Source organism: Vibrio sp. J1-1 (genome assembly GCF_021728395.1).
In the GTDB taxonomy this organism is placed as follows: Bacteria; Pseudomonadota; Gammaproteobacteria; order Enterobacterales; family Vibrionaceae; genus Vibrio.
This window is the reverse complement of sequence record NZ_JAKKCM010000003.1, coordinates 369203-388911: the sequence shown is the minus strand read 5'-3', so window position 1 is coordinate 388911 and position 19709 is coordinate 369203. Positions and strand designations below refer to the sequence as shown.

At 44.7% G+C, this 19709-nt stretch carries 20 protein-coding genes; 10 read left to right on the top strand and 10 right to left on the bottom strand.

The genetic code is table 11. The features are described 5' to 3' along the window. Window positions 1-14 precede the first annotated feature (14 nt). Together L3V31_RS06600 and luxS are read left to right on the top strand one after the other, a co-directional pair. A complete protein-coding gene (locus L3V31_RS06600; protein WP_237315316.1) occupies window positions 15-620 on the top strand; it encodes a hypothetical protein in 606 nt (201 codons plus the stop codon). A gap of 68 nt (window positions 621-688) precedes the next feature. Continuing rightward, window positions 689-1207: an S-ribosylhomocysteine lyase gene (gene luxS / locus L3V31_RS06595; RefSeq protein WP_014232962.1), complete on the top strand. Its 519-nt coding sequence runs from the start codon at window positions 689-691 to the stop codon at window positions 1205-1207. An 84-nt stretch (window positions 1208-1291) separates the two neighbouring features. Here luxS and L3V31_RS06590 read toward each other — a convergent pair whose 3' ends face one another. Continuing rightward, entirely contained in the window at window positions 1292-2569 is a 1278-nt protein-coding gene (locus tag L3V31_RS06590) for a CNNM domain-containing protein (protein ID WP_237315315.1), read from the bottom strand. A gap of 119 nt (window positions 2570-2688) precedes the next feature. Then, window positions 2689-3483 (bottom strand): inner membrane protein YpjD, encoded by a 795-nt coding sequence (locus L3V31_RS06585; RefSeq protein ID WP_237315314.1) that lies wholly within the window; start codon window positions 3481-3483, stop codon window positions 2689-2691. A gap of 224 nt (window positions 3484-3707) precedes the next feature. Between L3V31_RS06585 and ffh the strand changes: the two genes are divergently transcribed. The 5 genes from ffh (at window position 3708) to rplS (ending at window position 7310) form a co-directional block, all read left to right on the top strand. Continuing rightward, on the top strand, window positions 3708-5090 hold the full coding sequence (gene ffh / locus L3V31_RS06580) for a signal recognition particle protein (protein WP_237315313.1): 1383 nt from the start codon (window positions 3708-3710) through the stop codon (window positions 5088-5090). Between the two features lie 208 nt (window positions 5091-5298). Further along, complete coding sequence (rpsP, locus tag L3V31_RS06575; protein ID WP_005379962.1) at window positions 5299-5547, top strand: 30S ribosomal protein S16; 249 nt, start codon at window positions 5299-5301, stop codon at window positions 5545-5547. A 30-nt stretch (window positions 5548-5577) separates the two neighbouring features. Further along, window positions 5578-6126, top strand: a complete 549-nt coding sequence (gene rimM, locus L3V31_RS06570; RefSeq protein ID WP_237315312.1) for a ribosome maturation factor RimM — start codon at window positions 5578-5580, stop codon at window positions 6124-6126. A gap of 27 nt (window positions 6127-6153) precedes the next feature. Then, window positions 6154-6915: a tRNA (guanosine(37)-N1)-methyltransferase TrmD gene (gene trmD / locus L3V31_RS06565; RefSeq protein WP_237315311.1), complete on the top strand. Its 762-nt coding sequence runs from the start codon at window positions 6154-6156 to the stop codon at window positions 6913-6915. Window positions 6916-6956: 41 nt separating this feature from the next. Next, window positions 6957-7310 (top strand): 50S ribosomal protein L19, encoded by a 354-nt coding sequence (rplS, locus tag L3V31_RS06560; RefSeq protein WP_038870475.1) that lies wholly within the window; start codon window positions 6957-6959, stop codon window positions 7308-7310. Between the two features lie 445 nt (window positions 7311-7755). Here rplS and yacG read toward each other — a convergent pair whose 3' ends face one another. The 8 genes from yacG to nadC all read right to left on the bottom strand — a co-directional run bounded on the left by yacG (window position 7756) and on the right by nadC (window position 14901). Further along, entirely contained in the window at window positions 7756-7950 is a 195-nt protein-coding gene (gene yacG / locus L3V31_RS06555; RefSeq protein WP_237315310.1) for a DNA gyrase inhibitor YacG, read from the bottom strand. Between the two features lie 85 nt (window positions 7951-8035). Then, window positions 8036-8776, bottom strand: coding sequence for a cell division protein ZapD (gene zapD / locus L3V31_RS06550; protein WP_237315309.1), 741 nt, complete (start codon window positions 8774-8776; stop codon window positions 8036-8038). Window positions 8777-8802: 26 nt separating this feature from the next. Continuing rightward, window positions 8803-9417 carry a dephospho-CoA kinase gene (gene coaE, locus L3V31_RS06545; protein WP_237315308.1) on the bottom strand — a complete coding sequence of 205 codons (615 nt, stop codon included), beginning with the start codon at window positions 9415-9417 and terminating at the stop codon, window positions 8803-8805. Beyond that, the gene (locus tag L3V31_RS06540; RefSeq protein WP_237315307.1) at window positions 9418-10287 is read right to left on the bottom strand and encodes an A24 family peptidase; all 870 of its coding nucleotides are present in this window, start codon (window positions 10285-10287) and stop codon (window positions 9418-9420) included. Between the two features lie 67 nt (window positions 10288-10354). Continuing rightward, a complete protein-coding gene (locus tag L3V31_RS06535; protein WP_237315306.1) occupies window positions 10355-11578 on the bottom strand; it encodes a type II secretion system F family protein in 1224 nt (407 codons plus the stop codon). A gap of 30 nt (window positions 11579-11608) precedes the next feature. Further along, window positions 11609-13294: a type IV-A pilus assembly ATPase PilB gene (gene pilB / locus L3V31_RS06530; RefSeq protein WP_237315305.1), complete on the bottom strand. Its 1686-nt coding sequence runs from the start codon at window positions 13292-13294 to the stop codon at window positions 11609-11611. Further along, on the bottom strand, window positions 13294-13755 hold the full coding sequence (locus tag L3V31_RS06525) for a prepilin-type N-terminal cleavage/methylation domain-containing protein (RefSeq protein ID WP_237315304.1): 462 nt from the start codon (window positions 13753-13755) through the stop codon (window positions 13294-13296). The genes pilB and L3V31_RS06525 overlap by 1 nt, the downstream gene beginning before the upstream one ends. Window positions 13756-14013: 258 nt before the next feature. Continuing rightward, window positions 14014-14901, bottom strand: coding sequence for a carboxylating nicotinate-nucleotide diphosphorylase (nadC, locus tag L3V31_RS06520; RefSeq protein ID WP_237315303.1), 888 nt, complete (start codon window positions 14899-14901; stop codon window positions 14014-14016). 372 nt (window positions 14902-15273) lie between these two features. On the opposite strand from nadC, the gene ampD reads away from it, so the two are divergent. The 3 genes from ampD to aceE all read left to right on the top strand — a co-directional run bounded on the left by ampD (window position 15274) and on the right by aceE (window position 19705). After that, window positions 15274-15819 (top strand): 1,6-anhydro-N-acetylmuramyl-L-alanine amidase AmpD, encoded by a 546-nt coding sequence (gene ampD / locus L3V31_RS06515; RefSeq protein WP_237315302.1) that lies wholly within the window; start codon window positions 15274-15276, stop codon window positions 15817-15819. Between the two features lie 408 nt (window positions 15820-16227). Then, a complete protein-coding gene (gene pdhR / locus L3V31_RS06510) occupies window positions 16228-16995 on the top strand; it encodes a pyruvate dehydrogenase complex transcriptional repressor PdhR (protein ID WP_237315301.1) in 768 nt (255 codons plus the stop codon). A 49-nt stretch (window positions 16996-17044) separates the two neighbouring features. After that, entirely contained in the window at window positions 17045-19705 is a 2661-nt protein-coding gene (gene aceE / locus L3V31_RS06505; RefSeq protein WP_237315300.1) for a pyruvate dehydrogenase (acetyl-transferring), homodimeric type, read from the top strand. Window positions 19706-19709 lie beyond the last annotated feature (4 nt).

The following is a 19709-nucleotide window of genomic DNA, read 5'->3' as shown; positions in this document are numbered from 1 at the left end:
AGGATTGGGTGGGATTGAATATTAAGCCTCTAGTCGTATCGGTGTTAGGTAGTGTGTTGCTCTCTGGATGTGCGACGGCACCACCGCAGCAGCAAGATAATCTATGCGAGATATTCCGAGAAAAATCTGGCTGGTATGATGATGCTAAAGATATGGAAGAAGAGTGGGGAACTCCGATCCATGTCGCAATGGCCATTATCAAGCAAGAGAGTTCATACCGACACGACGCAAAACCACCCAAAGATTATGTGCTGGGTTTTATCCCTTGGGGAAGAGTCAGTAGCGCATATGGCTATGCCCAGGCGCAAGATCCCGCTTGGGACGATTTTCAGGATTCGACCGGGCAAGGTGGCTCGCGTACTAACTTTGACGACGCTATGATGTTTGTCGGTTGGTATACCCACGAAACCCGTCGTCAGCTTGGTATCTCTTTATGGGACCCATATAACCAATATCTTGCCTATCATGAAGGGAGAGGTGGATATCAGCGTGGAACCTATAAAAGGAAGCCTAGCTTAGTTAAAGTCGCAAGACGTGTAGAACAAACCGCGAAGAATTATGGCTGGCAGCTGAAACAATGTCGTCAGGAACTGGAAGACAACAGCAGCTGGTTCTTTTAACCCAACAGGGATAAACAGAAATCAAACCAATACCGTAAGGTGTTGAGATTACAATCAGGAGAGATGTAATGCCTTTACTCGATAGTTTTACTGTGGATCACACTCGTATGAATGCACCCGCTGTGCGAGTTGCGAAAACCATGCAAACCCCTAAAGGGGACACCATTACTGTCTTCGATTTACGCTTTACTGCACCAAACAAAGATATCCTTTCAGAGAAAGGTATCCACACACTAGAGCACCTCTACGCAGGCTTTATGCGTAGCCACCTAAACGGTGACAGTGTTGAGATCATTGATATCTCGCCAATGGGATGTCGTACAGGCTTTTACATGAGTCTGATCGGTACGCCTTCAGAACAACAAGTCGCAGACGCTTGGATTGCATCAATGGAAGATGTGCTGAAAGTAGAAAGTCAGAACAAAATTCCTGAGCTGAATGAATACCAATGTGGCACAGCTGCAATGCACTCATTGGATGAAGCAAAACAAATTGCGAAAAACATTCTGGATGCGGGTGTGTCAGTGAATAAAAATGATGAGCTAGCTCTGCCTGAGTCGATGTTAAAAGAGCTTCGTATCGACTAAGCCCCTGAGCTATCTCACAAACGCTGTAAATAAAATAGCCTGACAATGTCAGGCTATTTTTATAGGTCAGTAAACAGATTGGTGTTAGTTACTGCCTTTCTTTCGTTTCGGATAAACGCGAACTAACTTAATTCGGTTCTCTTCAATCTCGACAATTTCCATCGGATGTCCGGACACTTGCACGCTCAAGTGGCTTTCAGGAATGTCTTCTAAGTGCTCCAAGATCAATCCATTTAGTGTACGAGGTCCATCAGTTGGCAGATGCCATTTCAGACCTTTATTGATGTCGCGAATGTTTGCGCTACCCTCGATTAAGAAACTGCCATCGCCTTGTGGGCTAATTTCATCGGACAAACTAGGTGAGATGGACGTCGTAAACTCGCCAATGATTTCTTCCAAGATATCCTCAAGCGTTACCAGACCAATAATGTCACCATACTCATCAACGATAAGACCAATACGCTGTTTGTTGCGCTGGAACTTCAACATCTGCACGTTCAGAGGTGTGCCTTCGGGAATGTAGTACACTTCGTCAGCGGCACGCAGTAATGTCTCTTTCGTGAACTCGTTCTTTTCAAGCATCAGACGGTAAGCTTCTCGCAAACGTAGCATGCCTACCACTTCATCTATTTGGTCGCGGTAAAAAACGATACGTCCATGCGGTGAGTGCGTTAACTGACGAACGATAGACTTCCAGTCGTCGTTGATGTCGATACCGGTAATTTCATTACGTGGCACCATAATATCGTTTACGGTGACGTGCTCGAGATCCAAAATGGACACCAGCATGTCTTGGTGGCGACGAGGTATAAGGCCGCCAGCTTCATTTACTACCGTGCGTAATTCTTCTGAACTGAGGTGATCTTCAACAGAGTGATCGGCTTTTACGCCAAGCAGACGAATAAAGCCATTGGTAATGAAGTTAACTAACAGCACAAGTGGTGAAAGTAACTTCATCAGAATGGTTAACAGAATGCTACTTGTATAAGACACGCGTTCTGGATACAGAGCGGCGATGGTTTTTGGCGTCACTTCTGCGAATACCAACACAACCATGGTGAGAGCACCTGTCGCAATAGCGACACCCATGTCACCGTACAGACGCATACCTAAAATAGTAGCGATCGCCGAAGCGAGAATGTTCACAAGGTTATTGCCGATAAGAATAAGACCAATCAGGCGATCTGGACGGTCTAATAACTTTTCGACACGCTTCGCACCCTTATGCCCATTTTTGGCTAAGTGTTTCAAGCGATATCGGTTCAGTGACATCATCCCTGTTTCTGAACCGGAAAAGTAACCTGATATGACGATAAGACACGCGAGTAGCGCAAATAAGATACCCGTAGATATGTCGTCCAAAACGTTGCTGTTCCTTGTAAGTATTGGGTTATTTTTAACAGCTATGTATAACTGTTAAGTCATAGATTTTAAGGTACTGTATTTGATTTGACTTTGAATATAAAGGGCTTGTGGACGCCTTAATTCAAAATGATCTCTTTTACAAAGCGGCTACCGAAATAAGCCAGAGTGAGTAACGTGGCTCCTGCAACTGCAAACCAGGTTACTTTTCTTCCACGCCAACCTTTTTGATAATGGCCCCACAGTAATATTGAATAGACCACCCAGGCGATGAAAGAAAGAATGGCTTTATGCGCTTTTCCTTCCGCGAACATATCTTGAACAAACACATAGCCTGTAATAAGCGTAGCTGTCAGAAGTAAATTACCAATCAAAATAATTTTAAACAACTGACGCTCAACCATGAGTAGTGGCGGTAAATTAGGGTTGATTGCTAGGGACTTTTTGGTTTTCAGTTTGTGGTCCAGCCAAGCTAGTTGCAACGCATACAACGCGCCAATACTTAGTGTGGCATAAGAAAATAAAGCAAAAGAAATATGAATGAGTAGCTTAGGATCGTTTTCTAAATGCTTAATGAAGGTGCTTGGTAAAAAAGCCGCAGCAGATAAGTTGATGGCAGCAAAGCTATAAATGACGGGCAACAGAAACCAAAGCCGATTCTTTAGCATCGCAACACTCATCACCAGCGAGATGATGAAACTGATAAGAGAAGCGACATTAAGAATACTAAAGTTCTGACCCGAACCATCAAGGATCAGATCACTCAATAACCACGCATGGAAAACAAGCGCACAGGCAGCGCTGGCAAATACGGTTTTTGCTTTGATGACTGACTGTTGTGAAAGTCCGGGTATGATCGTCGCAATCGCCAATATGTAAAGTATGGCGGCCGCGATGGCAATTACGCTATCCATGAATCCTAAATGATGTTGTGCACAATAGAGAAATTATACCTTGCATTACTCTTTGCGGCTACGCTCTATACGACAACAATCGCGATAGATGAGATATTGAAATTAATAAGTTACCCCACCATATAGAAATAGAGATAAGAATAGAGCAGCGGTACGGGTATGACTCAGACCTTGGCTAAGGTATACTCACCCTAATTAATCGCCATTTTAGCGAAGAGACAAAGATGTTTGAGAATTTAACGGATCGATTATCCAAAACGCTGAAAAATATCAGTGGCAAAGGTCGTCTGACAGAAGACAACATAAAAGAAACCCTACGTGAAGTACGAATGGCACTTTTGGAAGCGGACGTTGCGCTTCCTGTTGTTCGTGAATTCGTAAACCGCGTTAAAGAAAAAGCAGTTGGTGTAGAAGTTTCTAAATCTCTGACTCCGGGTCAAGAGTTTATTAAGATCGTTCAAACCGAGCTTGAGGCGGTAATGGGTGAGTCTAACGAGGCTCTTAACCTAGCCGCTCAGCCGCCAGCAGTACTTTTGATGGCAGGTCTACAAGGTGCGGGTAAAACCACATCGGTAGGTAAGCTATCTAAGCTTTTAAAAGAGCGTGATAAGAAGAAAGTACTGGTTGTGTCTGCCGACGTTTATCGTCCTGCGGCGATCAAACAGCTAGAAACTCTCGCATCAGACATCGGTGTCGATTTCTTCCCGTCGTCACCAGACCAAAAGCCAATTGATATTGCGAATGCAGCAATCGATCACGCGAAGAAGAAATTCTACGATGTTCTGATTGTCGATACCGCTGGTCGTTTGGCGATTGATGAACAGATGATGGGTGAGATTAAAGAACTTCACGCTGCGATTAACCCGGTTGAGACGCTGTTTGTTGTTGATGCAATGACAGGTCAGGATGCGGCGAATACCGCTAAAGCCTTTGGTGATGCACTGCCACTTACGGGTGTGGTTCTAACCAAAGTTGACGGTGACGCACGTGGTGGTGCGGCGCTATCGGTTCGCCATATCACGGGTAAACCAATCAAATTCCTAGGTGTTGGTGAGAAAACTGACGCACTGGAACCATTCCACCCAGACCGCGTAGCATCACGTATTCTTGGCATGGGTGACGTTCTGTCTTTGATTGAAGACCTGCAACGTAACGTTGACCAAGAAAAAGCAGAAAAACTGGCGAAAAAGTTCAAAGAGAAGAAAGGCTTCGATTTGGAAGACTTCCGTGAACAGTTGGGCCAAATGCAAAACATGGGTGGCATGATGGGCATGATGGATAAACTTCCAGGCATGTCTCAGCTACCTGACAATGTCAAAGACAAAGTCGATGACAAGATGTTTAAGCAGATGGAAGCGATCATCAGTTCTATGACGATGAAAGAGCGTCAACGCCCTGAAATCATCAAAGGTTCGCGCAAGAAACGTATTGCAGCGGGTTCAGGTGTGCAGGTTCAGGACGTAAATCGTCTGCTCAAACAGTTCACCCAAATGCAGAAAATGATGAAAAAGATGCAAAAAGGCGGCATGAAAGGCATGATGCGCAACATGCAAGGCATGATGGGTGGCATGGGCGGAGGTGGTGGTTTCAACCCATTTGGTCGATAATCACCCGCTCACACTATAGTTTCAGGGTGTTAGCTACATCACAAACTTTAATTTCAATTTATGTTGGTGAAAAAGTAACTAAATCCCTTGCATTGCTCCGGTATAAGAGTAAAATTCCGGAGCTTTATTTTGGCACGAGCCCCAAATTGTTCATTTACTGAATGGTTCTTGGGGTTAATTTTATTTTTGAGAAAGCAAAGAGGACGACATGGTAACCATTCGTTTGGCACGTCACGGCGCTAAAAAGCGTCCATTTTATCAAATCGTAGTAGCGGACAGCCGCAACGCTGCAACTGGCCGTTTCATCGAGAAAGTTGGTTTCTTTAACCCAACTGCTAAAGGTCAAGAAGAAGGTCTACGTCTAGACCTAGACCGCGTTAACCACTGGGTTGGTCAAGGCGCGTCTGTATCTGACCGCGTTGCTAAGCTAGTTAAAGACGCTCAAAAAGCGGCTTAATTTTTTTACTTTAGAAGTAGAAACTAGTTTATGTCGATGAAAGGTAAAGAAACAATGAGCAACGAAAAGATTGTTGTAGGCAAGTTTGGTGCTACTTACGGCATTCGAGGTTGGCTTAAGGTTTTTTCCTACACAGACAATGCTGAAAGCATTTTCGATTACAGTCCTTGGTACATTAACCAAAAGGGCACATGGGTTGAGTACAAAGTAGAAAGCTGGAAGCGCCATAACAAAGGTATGGTGGCTAAGCTGGAAGGCATGGATGTTCGTGAAGACGCGCATTTAATGACTAACTTTGAAATTGCTATTGACCCTGCGGTACTACCTGAATTGTCAGAAGATGAGTTCTACTGGCGTGAATTGTTTGGGATGCAAGTGGTAACCACTAAAGGTTACGATCTGGGTGTCGTTACTGACATTCTAGAAACTGGCTCAAACGATGTTCTGGTGGTTAAAGCAAATCTTAAAGATGCTTTCGGGCAAAAGGAACGATTAATTCCGTTCCTTGAAGAGCAAGTGATCATTAGTGTTGATCGCGAAGCTCAACGGATCGAAGTTGACTGGGATCCTGGATTCTAATCTCCAAAATTACAGAGCGAGATAAACATGTGGGTTGGCGTTATTAGCCTTTTTCCTGAAATGTTCCGTTCTGTTACTGATTTTGGAGTAACAGGTCAAGCGGTTAAAAAAGGTCTTTTGTCTATTGAGACATGGAATCCTCGAGATTTCACTCACGACAAACATCGAACTGTCGATGACCGACCTTACGGTGGTGGTCCTGGTATGTTAATGATGGTTCAGCCTTTGCGCGATGCCATTCATACCGCTAAGCAAGCATCACCGGGTAAGACGAAAGTCATTTACCTTTCTCCTCAAGGTCGCAAGCTCGACCAAAAAGGGGTTGAAGAGCTGGCAACAAATGAGAATTTACTTCTTATCTGTGGCCGCTATGAAGGGGTGGATGAGCGCATCATTCAATCTGAAGTCGACGAAGAATGGTCGATTGGGGATTTTGTGATGACGGGTGGTGAGATACCAGCCATGACGTTAATTGATTCTGTCTCTCGGTTTATTCCGGGGGTACTAGGTGATTTTTCGTCAGCAGAAGAAGACTCTTTTGCCAATGGCTTGTTAGATTGCCCTCACTATACGCGTCCGGAAGTGTTGGATGACAAAGAGGTACCTGCGGTACTGATGTCAGGCAATCACAAGGACATTCGTCGATGGCGACTCAAGCAGTCGCTGGGCCGAACTTGGTTAAGAAGACCAGAGCTCCTGGAAAACCTAGCTCTGACTGACGAACAGGAACAATTACTTGCCGAGTTTGTTAATGAGCATAAAGCCGTTAACGAACATAAAGCAAAGTAACCTAATTTATTTAGTATCAGTTTATTCTAGGAATTTTAAAAATGAGTAATATCATCAAAGCTCTTGAAGAAGAGCAAATGAAATCAGACCTACCTAAATTTGCACCAGGTGACACTGTTGTTGTTCAAGTTAAGGTAAAAGAAGGTGAACGTGAGCGTCTACAGGCTTTCGAAGGCGTTGTAATCGCAATCCGTAACCGTGGTCTACACTCTGCTTTCACTGTACGTAAGATCTCTAACGGTGAAGGTGTTGAGCGTACGTTCCAAACACACTCTCCAATTGTTGATAGCATCGAAGTTAAACGCCGTGGTGCAGTACGTCGTGCCAAGCTGTACTACCTACGTGAGCGTTCTGGTAAGTCTGCTCGTATCAAAGAGAAACTTGCTAAGAAGTAATGCTATAACTAGCGTTCTCATTAAACGGAGTCCTATGGGCTCCGTTTTTTTATGTTTGCTCATAACTGGCTATTTTCCTTTCTACCGTTGTCATCGGTGCTCATTTACTGGCGTAAACTCCGCGCCTCTTCCTAGATAGAAAGGAAAATATCTGCGTTATGAGCTAAACATATTGCTGATGTGTGTGAAACTTTCAATTCACTTAACCGTCGGAAAATAAGCCGAATCTTAAATGGATTGGCTCTTAACCCGAGAGTGGTAGAAAAGCGACAGAGGGCTCATTTTCGACAGACAATAAAAAAGTTGACACTCTCACGCCAACTTCCTCAATCTTTAGAACCTAGAACCTAGAACCTAGAACCTAGAACCTAGAACCTAGAACCTAGAACCTAGAACCTAGAACCTAGAACCTAGAACCTAGAACCTAGAACCTAGAACCTAGAACCTAGTATGGATCTTCTGACCAGCCGTCACTGTCCGACATATCCGGTGCACCTGGAATGGTATTCTCTTCATCTGCCCATTCTCCAAAATCAATCATCTGGCATTTCTTGCTACAGAATGGTCGATTAGGGCTCTGTTCTCCCCATTCTACGTCGGCTCCACATTGAGGGCATTGAACGATAGTAAATTTAGACATGGATGGTTCGTCCCTTTGTATTCTAGTACTAACAAATATCTGGATGATAAGAAGGGTATAAAAATTGTAGTAGAGTGAGTTGCGGCTAGCTACAAACCGCTAATTCAAACTCGACATCTTGGGTGCAGGCTTGACCACTTTCAAACGACATAAACTTAATCGCAAAACGGTTTTTATGCCCTGAAATCATTGGGTAAACACCGTGTTCCATAGGGATATGGAGCCTCAGGATATTAGCTTCATCAGCATCGCTTTGGAAGAAGCCAGCACGGCCGATTTGAGCTTTAAACTGCCCGGTTTCACGGGTTAACTTTAGCCATAAGTTCAACGCATCAGAAAGCGGCTTCAGGCTTTCCAGCCATTTTTGCGCATCCTGCTTTTTACGCTCAAGCGGTAAATGCAGCCAGTAATGTAATGCTGGTAAATCAAAGCAACAAGAACCACCAGGCAGATTAAATCTTTGTCTGATCGAACTTAAAAATCGATCATCTTTTAGTGCCTGACCAAATCTTTCCGCTCGCATTAACTGTTTGTGCACAGCATCGATATCATTGAGTAAGGATGTCAGTGCATCTTGGTCTACGCCTTCCACATTCAGCCAGTGTCGATAAGTCAGACGTTGCTTTTCAATATCTTTGGCGAGTTCACTTTTTAGCTGTAGCTGCTCGAAAATCTCGACCATATCAAACAACGCACGGAAAAATAGTTGGTACTGGTGATTTTCAGCAAAACCAGAGGCCAAGTGAGCCTGACGCATTAGAGACTCTACTCTTAGATAAATACGAGTTTTCTCATTTAACGGATGTTCAAATTTGTGCGTGGTCATCGACATAAGCCTTGGTGAATTTCATTCTAATTTTGCAGATTTTTCTTACACATGGCTAGGTACTTTTCATGCAAATCTGTGATTTGAAGCAAAAGATCTTGGTCATCCGGGTTATTTTTAACCACATCGTCTGCCATATCGAGTCTTTGCTGTCTTGATGCCTGGGATACAAGTATCGCACGGGCTTGTTCTTCGCTGACATTATCACGTTTCATCGTACGGGATATTTGCGTTTCAGGATCGACATCCACCACCAGAACACGGTCGCACAGGCTTTCCAATTGGTTTTCTACCAGTAGCGGCACAACCAGAAGCGCATAATCAGAGGTGACTTGCTGTAAGTCTTCTACCATTTTTTCGCGAATGATCGGGTGTAATAGTTTATTAAGCCAGTCTTTTTCATCTGGGTTTGAAAAGATCTTTTCTCTTAACTTCGCCCGATCGAGCATTTGATCGTCACGAACAATATCGCTACCAAAGTGCTCAATAATCGCTGCCAGTCCCGGTGTTCCGGGCTCGACGACTTCTCTTGCAACAATATCTGCATCAACGATGTCGATTTTAAATTGCTGCTTGAACAGATTCGCCACGGTGGTTTTACCGCTGGCGATACCGCCTGTTAAGCCAATAACCAAAGCCATTTACACTCCTAGAATTGATGTGAAATACCAATTTAGAATTTGATCACCCCAGAGCAAACTTACCCATCCGGCAATCGCTAAGTAAGGACCGAAAGGGAAAGCCTTTTCGATCCCTTTCTTCTGCAATCGTAGCTGAATTATTCCAAATATGACGCCTACGATGGAAGAAAGCAAAATGATCATTGGTAAAGCTTGCCAACCCAGCCATGCGCCAAGCGCTGCGAGTAGCTTAAAGTCGCCATAGCCCATGCCTTCCTTGCCAGTAAGCAGCTTAAAGCCCCAATAAACAGACCAGAGACATAAATAGCCAGCGATTGCACCGATTACGGCATCTTGCAGACTAACAGGACTGACTTCGAACAATGCTAGAGCAATGCCAGCCCAAGTTAATGGCAATGTTAATTGATCGGGCAGAAGCATGGTATCGAGATCGATAAACGTCGCAGTAATCAGAATGAAAGTAAAGAATATCAGCGCAATAGTGAAATAGCTGAATCCAAAATGAAACGCAACATAGCCGGAGCAGGCAGCAGTCAGTATTTCTACAAGTGGATATCTGGCGCTAATCGGTGTGCTACAGTTGTGGCATTTACCTTTTAGAAGTAGCCAACTGATAACTGGGATGTTATCGCGAATGCGAATCGGAGTACCACACTGTTGGCAAGAGGAGCGAGGTACGCTTAATGTGAGTACTTCTTTGGGTGGAGCAATATTGTATTCAGGAAATGACTCAGCACATTCACGGCGCCATTCCAGCTCCATGATTTTTGGTAGTCGATAGATAACGACATTGAGAAAACTTCCCACGATCAAACCAAAAACCACGGCGAATACAACGAATAACCATGGGTAGTACTGAAATACTTCCATATTTGTCTCTTGAGCGGTGCATCAAACGGCAAGGTGCTGTTTTAATGATTAATTTACAGCCTCCATTTTAGCCTAATACACTCATTAAGTTAAAGATTGGCAGGTACATTGCTGTCACTAATCCACCAACGACCACACCAAGAAAAACGATAATCAGCGGTTCAAGAATCTTACTTAAGTTATCGACGGTATTATCTACTTCGAATTCATAAATGGTTGCGACTTTATTGAGCATCTCATCGAGCCTGCCTGACTCTTCTCCAATCATCACCATTTGTAGCACTAATTCAGGGAAAACATCACAGTTACGCATCGCGACATACATTGGCATACCAGCGGCGGTATCACGATAGACCTCTTCTACTGCCAGTTGATAGTGCAGGTTTCCTGACGTCTTGGAGGTGGTTCTTAAACTGGTCAGGATTGGAATGCCAGCACTAAAGCTGGTGGCCAGGGTTCGGCTAAATTTAGCAATTGCTGCCTTGGACAACACTGAGCCAAGTACGGGAATCCTCAATATGGCTCGATCCATCATCAAGCGAAAGGAATCAGAACGTTTTACCAGAATTCTTGCTGATATAACAAGACTTAGTGTCCCAAGAGCAATGAATGAGCTCCAATTTTGCATCCACGCAGACAAGTCGAGTACTTGTCGGGTGAACCAAGGTAAGTCAGCACCAAATCCGGAAAACATTTTTTCAAACTCGGGGATAACTTGTGTGAGCATGAGATAAGATACGCCAAGCGCAACCAGAATGACCATGGCTGGATAGATTAGGGCTTTAATTACTTTTGCTCTGAGCTCTTCGCTTTTTTCTCGATAAGTGGCCAGTCGTTCAAACACTTCTGCCAGATTACCTGACAGTTCTCCGGTTGCAATGAGGTCCGTATAAAGTGCGTCAAAATGTGTGCTGGCGGTGCGCATTGCTTTCGACATCGGCGTGCCCGCTTCAACCGCTCGAGTTACGCTCATTAAAATAGACTTCATCTCGGCTTTTTTATGGTTATTGGAAACCAATTTTAAAGCCTGAACGAGTGGGACGCCTGTAATAAGCATGGTAGAGATCTGGCGAGTAAAAACGGTGATGTCTTTACCTTTTACGCGATGGCTCAGTTTGGTCAGAAAGGAAATACTGCCTTTTTTGAGCTTTTTTATTTTTATGTGCTGAGCGTTGAGTCGTTCGCGTACTTCCACTTCGCTCATGGCCAGAGTTTGTCCTGAGGTTTTTTTTCCTGAGCTATTAATGCCTTTCCAGCGGAAGTTTTTTAGTTGTGGGGTCGTCGTTTTCATAGGCTAAATGGCTGCTAGTTCAAAGTGAAATTAAAAGTAAAGCACGCGCTGCAGTTCGCTAAAGCTTGTGACGCCTTGCTTAAGTTTTTCAATACCTGACATTTGTAGTGTGCTCATCCCGTGACGGATGGCGAGCTTTTCCAGTTGATGTACCGAGGCACCCTTAATCAGTGCTTCGGACAGCGATTCATCGAAACGCATCACCTCATAGATGCCAGTTCTTCCCGAATAGCCGTGTGTGCAATGGTTGCAGCCATTAGGATTGGCTTGATAAACCTGGTCTGTCGCGCAGATGCCAATATGTTGTAATGGTGCAGTAAGTTCTTGAGGCTGTTTACAGTGGGGGCAAAGTTTACGAGCCAAGCGTTGGGCAATAATAAGGCTGAGCGAAGAGGCGAGGTTAAAGCTTTCAACCCCCATATTCGTTAAGCGGATAACGGTTTCAGCGGCTGAATTAGTGTGCAGTGTCGAAAGGACTAAATGTCCGGTTTGTGAGGCTTTAATCGCGATTTCTGCCGTGTTCAGATCGCGGATTTCCCCAACCATCACCACATCAGGGTCTTGGCGTAAAAAAGAGCGCAGTGCCTCAGCGAAACCAAAGCCTATCTTAGGCTGAACCTGAACCTGATTAATTCCGCAGAGGTTGATTTCGACCGGATCTTCAGCCGTGGAAATATTAATCTCTGGTTTATTGAGAATACTTAGCCCAGTGTACAACGAGACGGTTTTGCCGCTGCCGGTAGGGCCTGTCATTAAAATCATCCCCTGTGGTCGACGCAGAGCATCTAAGTACAACTGCTTTTGCTGTTCGCTATAGCCCAGTTTATCGATGTCCAGAGAGGCCGAACTGCTGTCGAGCAGTCGTAATACGATTTTTTCACCAAACAGAGTTGGCAAGGTTGACACTCGCATATCAATCGCTGTGTCTTGATTAAGCTTTAACTTTATTCGACCGTCTTGCGGCATACGCCTTTCGGCAATATCGAGCTTTGATAGAATTTTGATTCGAGCAGATAAACGTCGACTTAAATGGCTTGGTGGTTGTTGGGTTTCAATCAAAATACCGTCGCAACGCAGTCGGACTCGGTACATCTTTTCATAAGGCTCAAAGTGGATATCAGATGCCCCTTTACGGACCGCATCGAGCAAAATCTGGTTGATATAGCGACTAACCGGTGATTGGTCCTGACTTAAATCTTCGATGTTATCGATTTCATCAGCACCTACGTCGACAAGGTTGGCGAGCTCTTCTTGGTTGATTTCTTTTAAGCCCGATCTCTCCTGACCTAACGTGCGACCGTATAAACGGCGAATCGCAGCATCAAGTTCAGAAAAATCAGCGATAACTAAGTCGACTTGTAATCCGGTAGCAAAGCGAAAATCATCTTCAGCTTGTTGGTTCGTGGGGTCGGCAATCGCCAGAGTTAACGTCGAAGGCGTTCGCCCCAGTGGCAGGGCATGGTGACTGGTGATCAGCTCACGCAGTCCCATCTTCTGGCACAGGGCGGTGTAATCATTGTTTGATAATGATTCGCAGGGTAAACCAAAGATTGAACTAAGGTGAGTAGCGAGTTCACTAGAGGTGAATATGCCAGAGTTAACTAACGCTTCCGGCATCGAAATACCGGAAGCGTTGACTTGCTCTATTAACGATTCTTCTTGGGAAGGCTTAATCAATCTTGCTTGACGAAGAATCGTTGGGAGGTTGGTATACATTAATTTTTAGGACACCAATCTGCGACGTTAGCTGTCTGACTGGAGCCATTAGTACAAGCAATAACCCAAGTTACCCCGGCAGTTGTTAGGGTTGGGGTAATTTCAATTGTGTCACCTGCGACTAGTTTTCCTTTTGTCTGATCTGTATCTACGCTTGCTTTTATTGTCGGTAAAGCATCGGCGCTCCCGCCGTCCGCTTTAACTGTAAAGCTACCTAGATCTTGCTGTGAAGGTACTCCACCATTGCCAGAGTTACAGTTTGAACTTCCATTGATAATACAGATCCCTAACGAAGTTTTCATTGCTGAGGAAGCACTTAGCATTTCGCTCGCATGTGCTTTCATAGTGTAGTTTTGATACGCAGGAACAGCAAACGCTGCCAAAATCCCAATAATCGCCACCACAATCATTAATTCAATCAGCGTAAAACCTTGTTGTTTTTTCTGTTTATTTGACTTCATTTTTCTTCCTTCTCATAACATAGATAATGCTTTTGCATTGGCACAAGATTATGGAGAGTCGGAAGTGGTGAAAACTGGTTGGCAGCGGGTGATCGAGTCAGATAGATATCTTTAATGCTCAATTACATTTTATATGCAACGAATTGCGATAGGTTTGGCTTTTTATAGATAAAAATAAAGGGCCCCAAAGGCCCTTTATTTAATGTTTTTTCTGTAAGTAACTTAAACAACAAGCTTATCTTGTATTTGTTCAGTTAGCTATTTGAAGCGCATCGAAAGATCCATTGCTTTCAAGTGCTTGGTCAGCGCGCCGACAGAGATGTAATCTACGCCTGTTTCCGCGTATTCCGCGATAGTCTCTAAGGTGATGTTGCCAGAGTTTTCTAATGCTGCACGACCTGCGTTGATTTCTACTGCTTCACGCATCATCTCTTTGCTGAAGTTATCCAGCATGATGATATCCGCACCGGCTTCAATCGCTTCTTTTAACTCGTCTAAGCTTTCTGTTTCCACTTCGACTGGTTTGCCTGGGTTTAACTCTTTTGCTGTTGTGATCGCTTGCGTAATGCCGCCGCAGGCAATGATATGGTTTTCTTTAATGAGGTATGCGTCGAATACGCCAATACGGTGGTTGAAGCCACCGCCACAAGCGACGGCGTATTTTAGAGCGCTGCGCAGGCCCGGAATAGTTTTGCGTGTATCTAACAGACGGCATTCAGTGTGCGCGATCTTTTCCGCGTACACTGACGTTGTGGTCGCGCAACCAGAAAGCGTCTGAATAAAGTTCATCGCGTTACGCTCGCCAGTGAGCAAGTCACGGGCAGGTCCTGACAATGTACAAAGTGTCTGGTTTGGTTCAACCTTGTCACCGTCTTGTACATGCCACTCGACAGTGACTTTACCGCCCAACTGTTTAAAGACTTCATCTGCCCAAGCTTGACCGCAGAACACACCGTGCTCACGAGTGATGATCGTCGCAGTATTCACGGCATCTGCAGGGATAAGAGATGCGGTGATATCGTTGTTGATATCCACTGTGCCGCCGAGGTCTTCTTTTAAGGTATCGGCGACGGAGCGAGTGATCTCCAAAGGAAGTTGTTGTTTCAGGTATTCCAGGCGTTCTTGGCTGTTGTGTGTGTTCTTCATCGCAAATCTAGTCTTGAAAGGGAGATGGCAACGAATGATACTCTCCGATGTCAATAATTTCAGCAGTTAATTTAGGGTCTGTTGATCTTTTGAGCTGATTTTTGCAGCAGTTTGTGGGTTATTTATACAAGGCAGAGGCTTTGAAATGTAGTTGACCTACCTGATAAGCCGATAACGCAGTAGAAAGGAGCCACAAACGCTGCCCGGCGGGTTCGGCTAAAAGCGTTTTACTCTTTGTTGAGAGGTGTTTTGCTTAGAGTGACTAGGCTACAAACGACTAGCCGTCCGCCACTCGCCGCGATTAAAACGCTTTTATCTCGAACAAAATTTAACCGCAAAAGGTCAACAGACCCTACAACTATAGAGGTTGATATGTCCCCAATAATCGAGAATGGCTGGTTGACGCAAGCAAAGCATGTTCCGTCGCCTTTTTTTGATGCTCGTTCAGATACAAATGATATCTCTCTGCTTGTCGTTCATAACATCAGTTTACCGCCCGGCCAGTTTGGCGGTCCTTATATAGAGGACTTTTTCTGTGGCAAATTAGACCCGAAAGCACATCCATTTTTTGAAGTAATTCACAAAATGGGCGTTTCGGCTCATTGTTTAATCAAGAGAAATGGCGAGGTTGTTCAGTTTGTATCCTTTCTTGATAGAGCATGGCATGCGGGGCAATCAAGTTTTGCCGGAAGAGCTGGATGCAATGATTACTCAATAGGTGTTGAACTGGAAGGGACTGAGTTTGTCGCATACACAGACGAGCAATATCAGTCACTTGCGGATTTGTCTCACGCAATCATGTCGCAATACCCTAAGGTTACCCCCCAACGAATTACTGGCCACCAATACATCGCCCCGTTGAGAAAAAGTGATCCCGGCTTAAGTTTTGACTGGGTCAAGTATCGACGACTAATTTGAAATTAAGTTGTGATAAATATGTAAATTATAAAAGCTAGAATCAATAAGGCATGGTTTCAACCATGCCTTTTTGTATACAAAAATAATTACTTTTGTTGAAAATTAACTACATTTTTGTGTGTACCACGAGGGAAGTGGCCTATATTTGCCCTGATCTTTTTGTCATTTTATGTTTTTACTTTCAAAATGCTCAGCACGTCATTTCCCCACTTGTTTTGTTATTGTAATTGGTAAGACCAATTTTATTGCTGTTTTAACCGTCAATTGTTATCAGAGTGTTTTGGCTAGGCTTGTTCTATGATTTAGGTCAATTTTTGGCTGGACAGTGACGTTTTAATTATGTTAATTTCTGCACCAACTTAAAATTGGTATTACCAATTACCTGCAAGAGTAGAAGAATAATAAATTATGGCTTATCAAAGGATTCGTCAGCCAAAGCTCTCTGATGTTATTGAACAAGAGTTAGAAAGGCTGATTGTGGAAGGAACATTGGCTCCGGGGCAGCAGTTGCCACCAGAGCGCGAACTGGCAAAACAGTTTGATGTTTCTCGTCCGTCGATCCGTGAGGCAATTCAACGCCTTGAAGCTAAGCGTCTTCTTACTCGCCGTCAGGGTGGTGGCACTTTTGTTAGTGAGAACATCTGGAAAAGTTTTTCCGATCCTCTGCTAAATTTATTGTCTAGTCACTCTGAAACACAGCTGGATTTACTGGAAACGCGTCACGCGATGGAAGGTATTGCCGCTTACTTTGCAGCCGTTCGTGGTACCGACGAAGATTTTGCTCGAATCCAAGCCAGTCTTGAACGAATCAGCCAAGCACAATCCAATGATGATGTCGCAGCTGAATCGGCGGAAGTCATGCAATTCTTAATTGCTTTAACTGAAGCGGCTCACAACGTAGTACTCCTGCACATTGTGCGCAGCCTGGCACCGTTGCTTGAGCAAAATATTCTACAGAATTTTAAATTATTGCATCGCCGCCCTGAGGCGGTCGAGAAAGTAAGTAAACACCGAGCTAATATTGTGGATGCGATTGTATCTGGTCAGCCAGAAAAGGCGCGTGAGATGTCACATTCACACTTAGCTTATATTGAAGAAACATTGTTGGATTTGACCAGAGAAGAGTCTCGTCGTGAACGCTCTTTACGTCGAATGCAACAGGGCAATGACTCTTAAAGACGATTTGCTTGTTTTATAGATCCAACCAACAGAAGGATAGATCGCCATGTCTGATATGAAGCATGACGTAGATGCACTGGAAACTCAAGAATGGCTACAAGCACTTGAGTCAGTTGTACGTGAAGAAGGCGTAGAGCGTGCTCAGTTCCTACTTGAGCAAGTTCTAGATAAAGCACGTCTAGACGGTGTTGACATGCCAACTGGAATCAACACGAACTACATCAACACGATTCCAGCAGATCAAGAACCAGCTTACCCAGGTGACACAACACTTGAGCGTCGTATTCGTTCCATCATTCGCTGGAACGCAATTATGATCGTTCTTCGTGCATCGAAGAAAGACCTAGAGCTAGGCGGCCACATGGCGTCTTTCCAGTCTTCTGCTGCATTCTACGAAACATGTTTCAACCATTTCTTCCGTGCTCCAAACGAGAAGGATGGTGGCGACCTAGTTTACTACCAAGGTCACATTTCTCCAGGTATCTACTCTCGCGCATTCGTTGAAGGCCGTCTAACTGAAGAGCAGCTAGACAACTTCCGTCAAGAAGTAGATGGTAAAGGTATCCCATCATACCCGCACCCTAAACTAATGCCTGAATTCTGGCAGTTCCCAACCGTATCTATGGGTCTAGGTCCGATCTCTGCGATCTACCAAGCTCGTTTCCTTAAGTACCTTGAAGGCCGCGGCATGAAAGATACTTCTGAGCAGCGCGTTTACGCGTTCCTAGGTGACGGTGAGATGGATGAGCCAGAATCACGTGGTGCTATCTCTTTCGCTGCGCGTGAGAAGCTAGACAACCTATGTTTCCTAATCAACTGTAACCTTCAGCGTCTAGACGGCCCTGTAATGGGTAACGGTAAGATCATTCAAGAACTTGAAGGTCTGTTCAAGGGTGCTGGCTGGAACGTAGTGAAAGTAATCTGGGGTAACAACTGGGATTCTCTACTAGCTAAAGATACAACTGGTAAGCTTCTACAGCTTATGAACGAAACCATCGATGGCGATTACCAAACGTTCAAAGCGAAAGACGGTGCATACGTACGTGAGCACTTCTTCGGTAAGTACCCAGAGACAGCTGCACTAGTCGCTGACATGACTGACGACGAAATCTTCGCACTTAAGCGTGGTGGTCACGAGTCTTCTAAGCTATACGCTGCTTACAAGAACGCGGCTGAGACGAAAGGTCGTCCAACAGTTATCCTTGCTAAGACTGTTAAAGGTTACGGCATGGGTGAAGCGGCTGAAGGTAAGAACATCGCGCACCAAGTTAAGAAGATGGACATGACTCACGTTCTACAACTACGTGATCGTCTAGGTCTACAAGATCTTCTGACTGACGACGCAGTGAAAGAGCTTAAGTACCTGAAACTTGAAGAAGGTTCAAAAGAGCACGAATACCTACACGCTCGTCGTAAAGCACTACACGGTTACACGCCTCAGCGTCTACCGAACTTCACTCAAGAACTCGTCATTCCTGAGCTAGAAGAATTCAAGCCACTACTAGAAGAACAGAAGCGTGATATCTCTTCTACTATGGCATTCGTACGTGCATTGAACGTTCTACTTAAGAACAAGAACATTGGTAAGAACATCGTTCCTATCATTGCTGACGAAGCGCGTACATTCGGTATGGAAGGCCTGTTCCGTCAAATCGGTATTTACAACCCGCACGGCCAGAACTACACACCACAAGACCGTGACATCGTTTCTTACTACAAAGAAGCAACGTCAGGTCAGGTTCTGCAAGAAGGTATCAACGAGCTAGGTGCTATGTCTTCATGGGTTGCAGCGGCAACGTCATACAGCACAAACGACCTACCAATGATCCCGTTCTACATCTACTACTCTATGTTCGGTTTCCAACGTGTTGGCGACATGGCGTGGATGGCGGGCGACCAACAAGCACGTGGTTTCCTTCTAGGTGCAACTGCTGGTCGTACTACACTGAACGGTGAAGGTCTACAGCACGAAGATGGCCACTCTCACATCATGGCTGGTACGGTTCCTAACTGTATCTCTTACGACCCAACATTCGCTTACGAAGTTGCGGTAATCATGCAAGACGGTATCCGTCGCATGTACGGTGAGCAAGAGAACGTGTTCTACTACCTAACGCTAATGAACGAGAACTACGCAATGCCAGCAATGCCAGAAGGCGCTGAAGAAGGCATTCGTAAGGGTATCTACAAGCTAGAAACTTACACAGGTTCTAAAGGTAAAGTTCAGCTAATGAGCTCTGGTACTATCATGAACGAAGTACGTAAAGCAGCTCAGATCCTTAGCGATGAGTACGGTGTTGCATCTGACGTTTACTCTGTAACGTCATTCAACGAAGTAACTCGCGACGGTCAAGCTGCAGAGCGTTACAACATGCTACACCCAGAAGCGGAAGCGCAAGTACCATACATCCAAAAGGTAATGGGTACTGAGCCAGCTATCGCAGCAACCGACTACATGAAGAACTACGCAGAGCAGGTTCGTGCATTCATCCCTGCTGAGTCTTTCAAAGTTCTTGGTACTGATGGCTTTGGCCGCTCAGACAGCCGTGAAAACCTACGTCGTCACTTCGAAGTGAACGCAGGTTACGTAGTAGTAGCAGCGCTAACTGAACTAGCGAAACGTGGCGAAGTTGAGAAATCTGTAATTGCTGAAGCAATTAAGAAATTCGACATCGACACTGAAAAAACAAACCCGCTATACGCTTAATTAA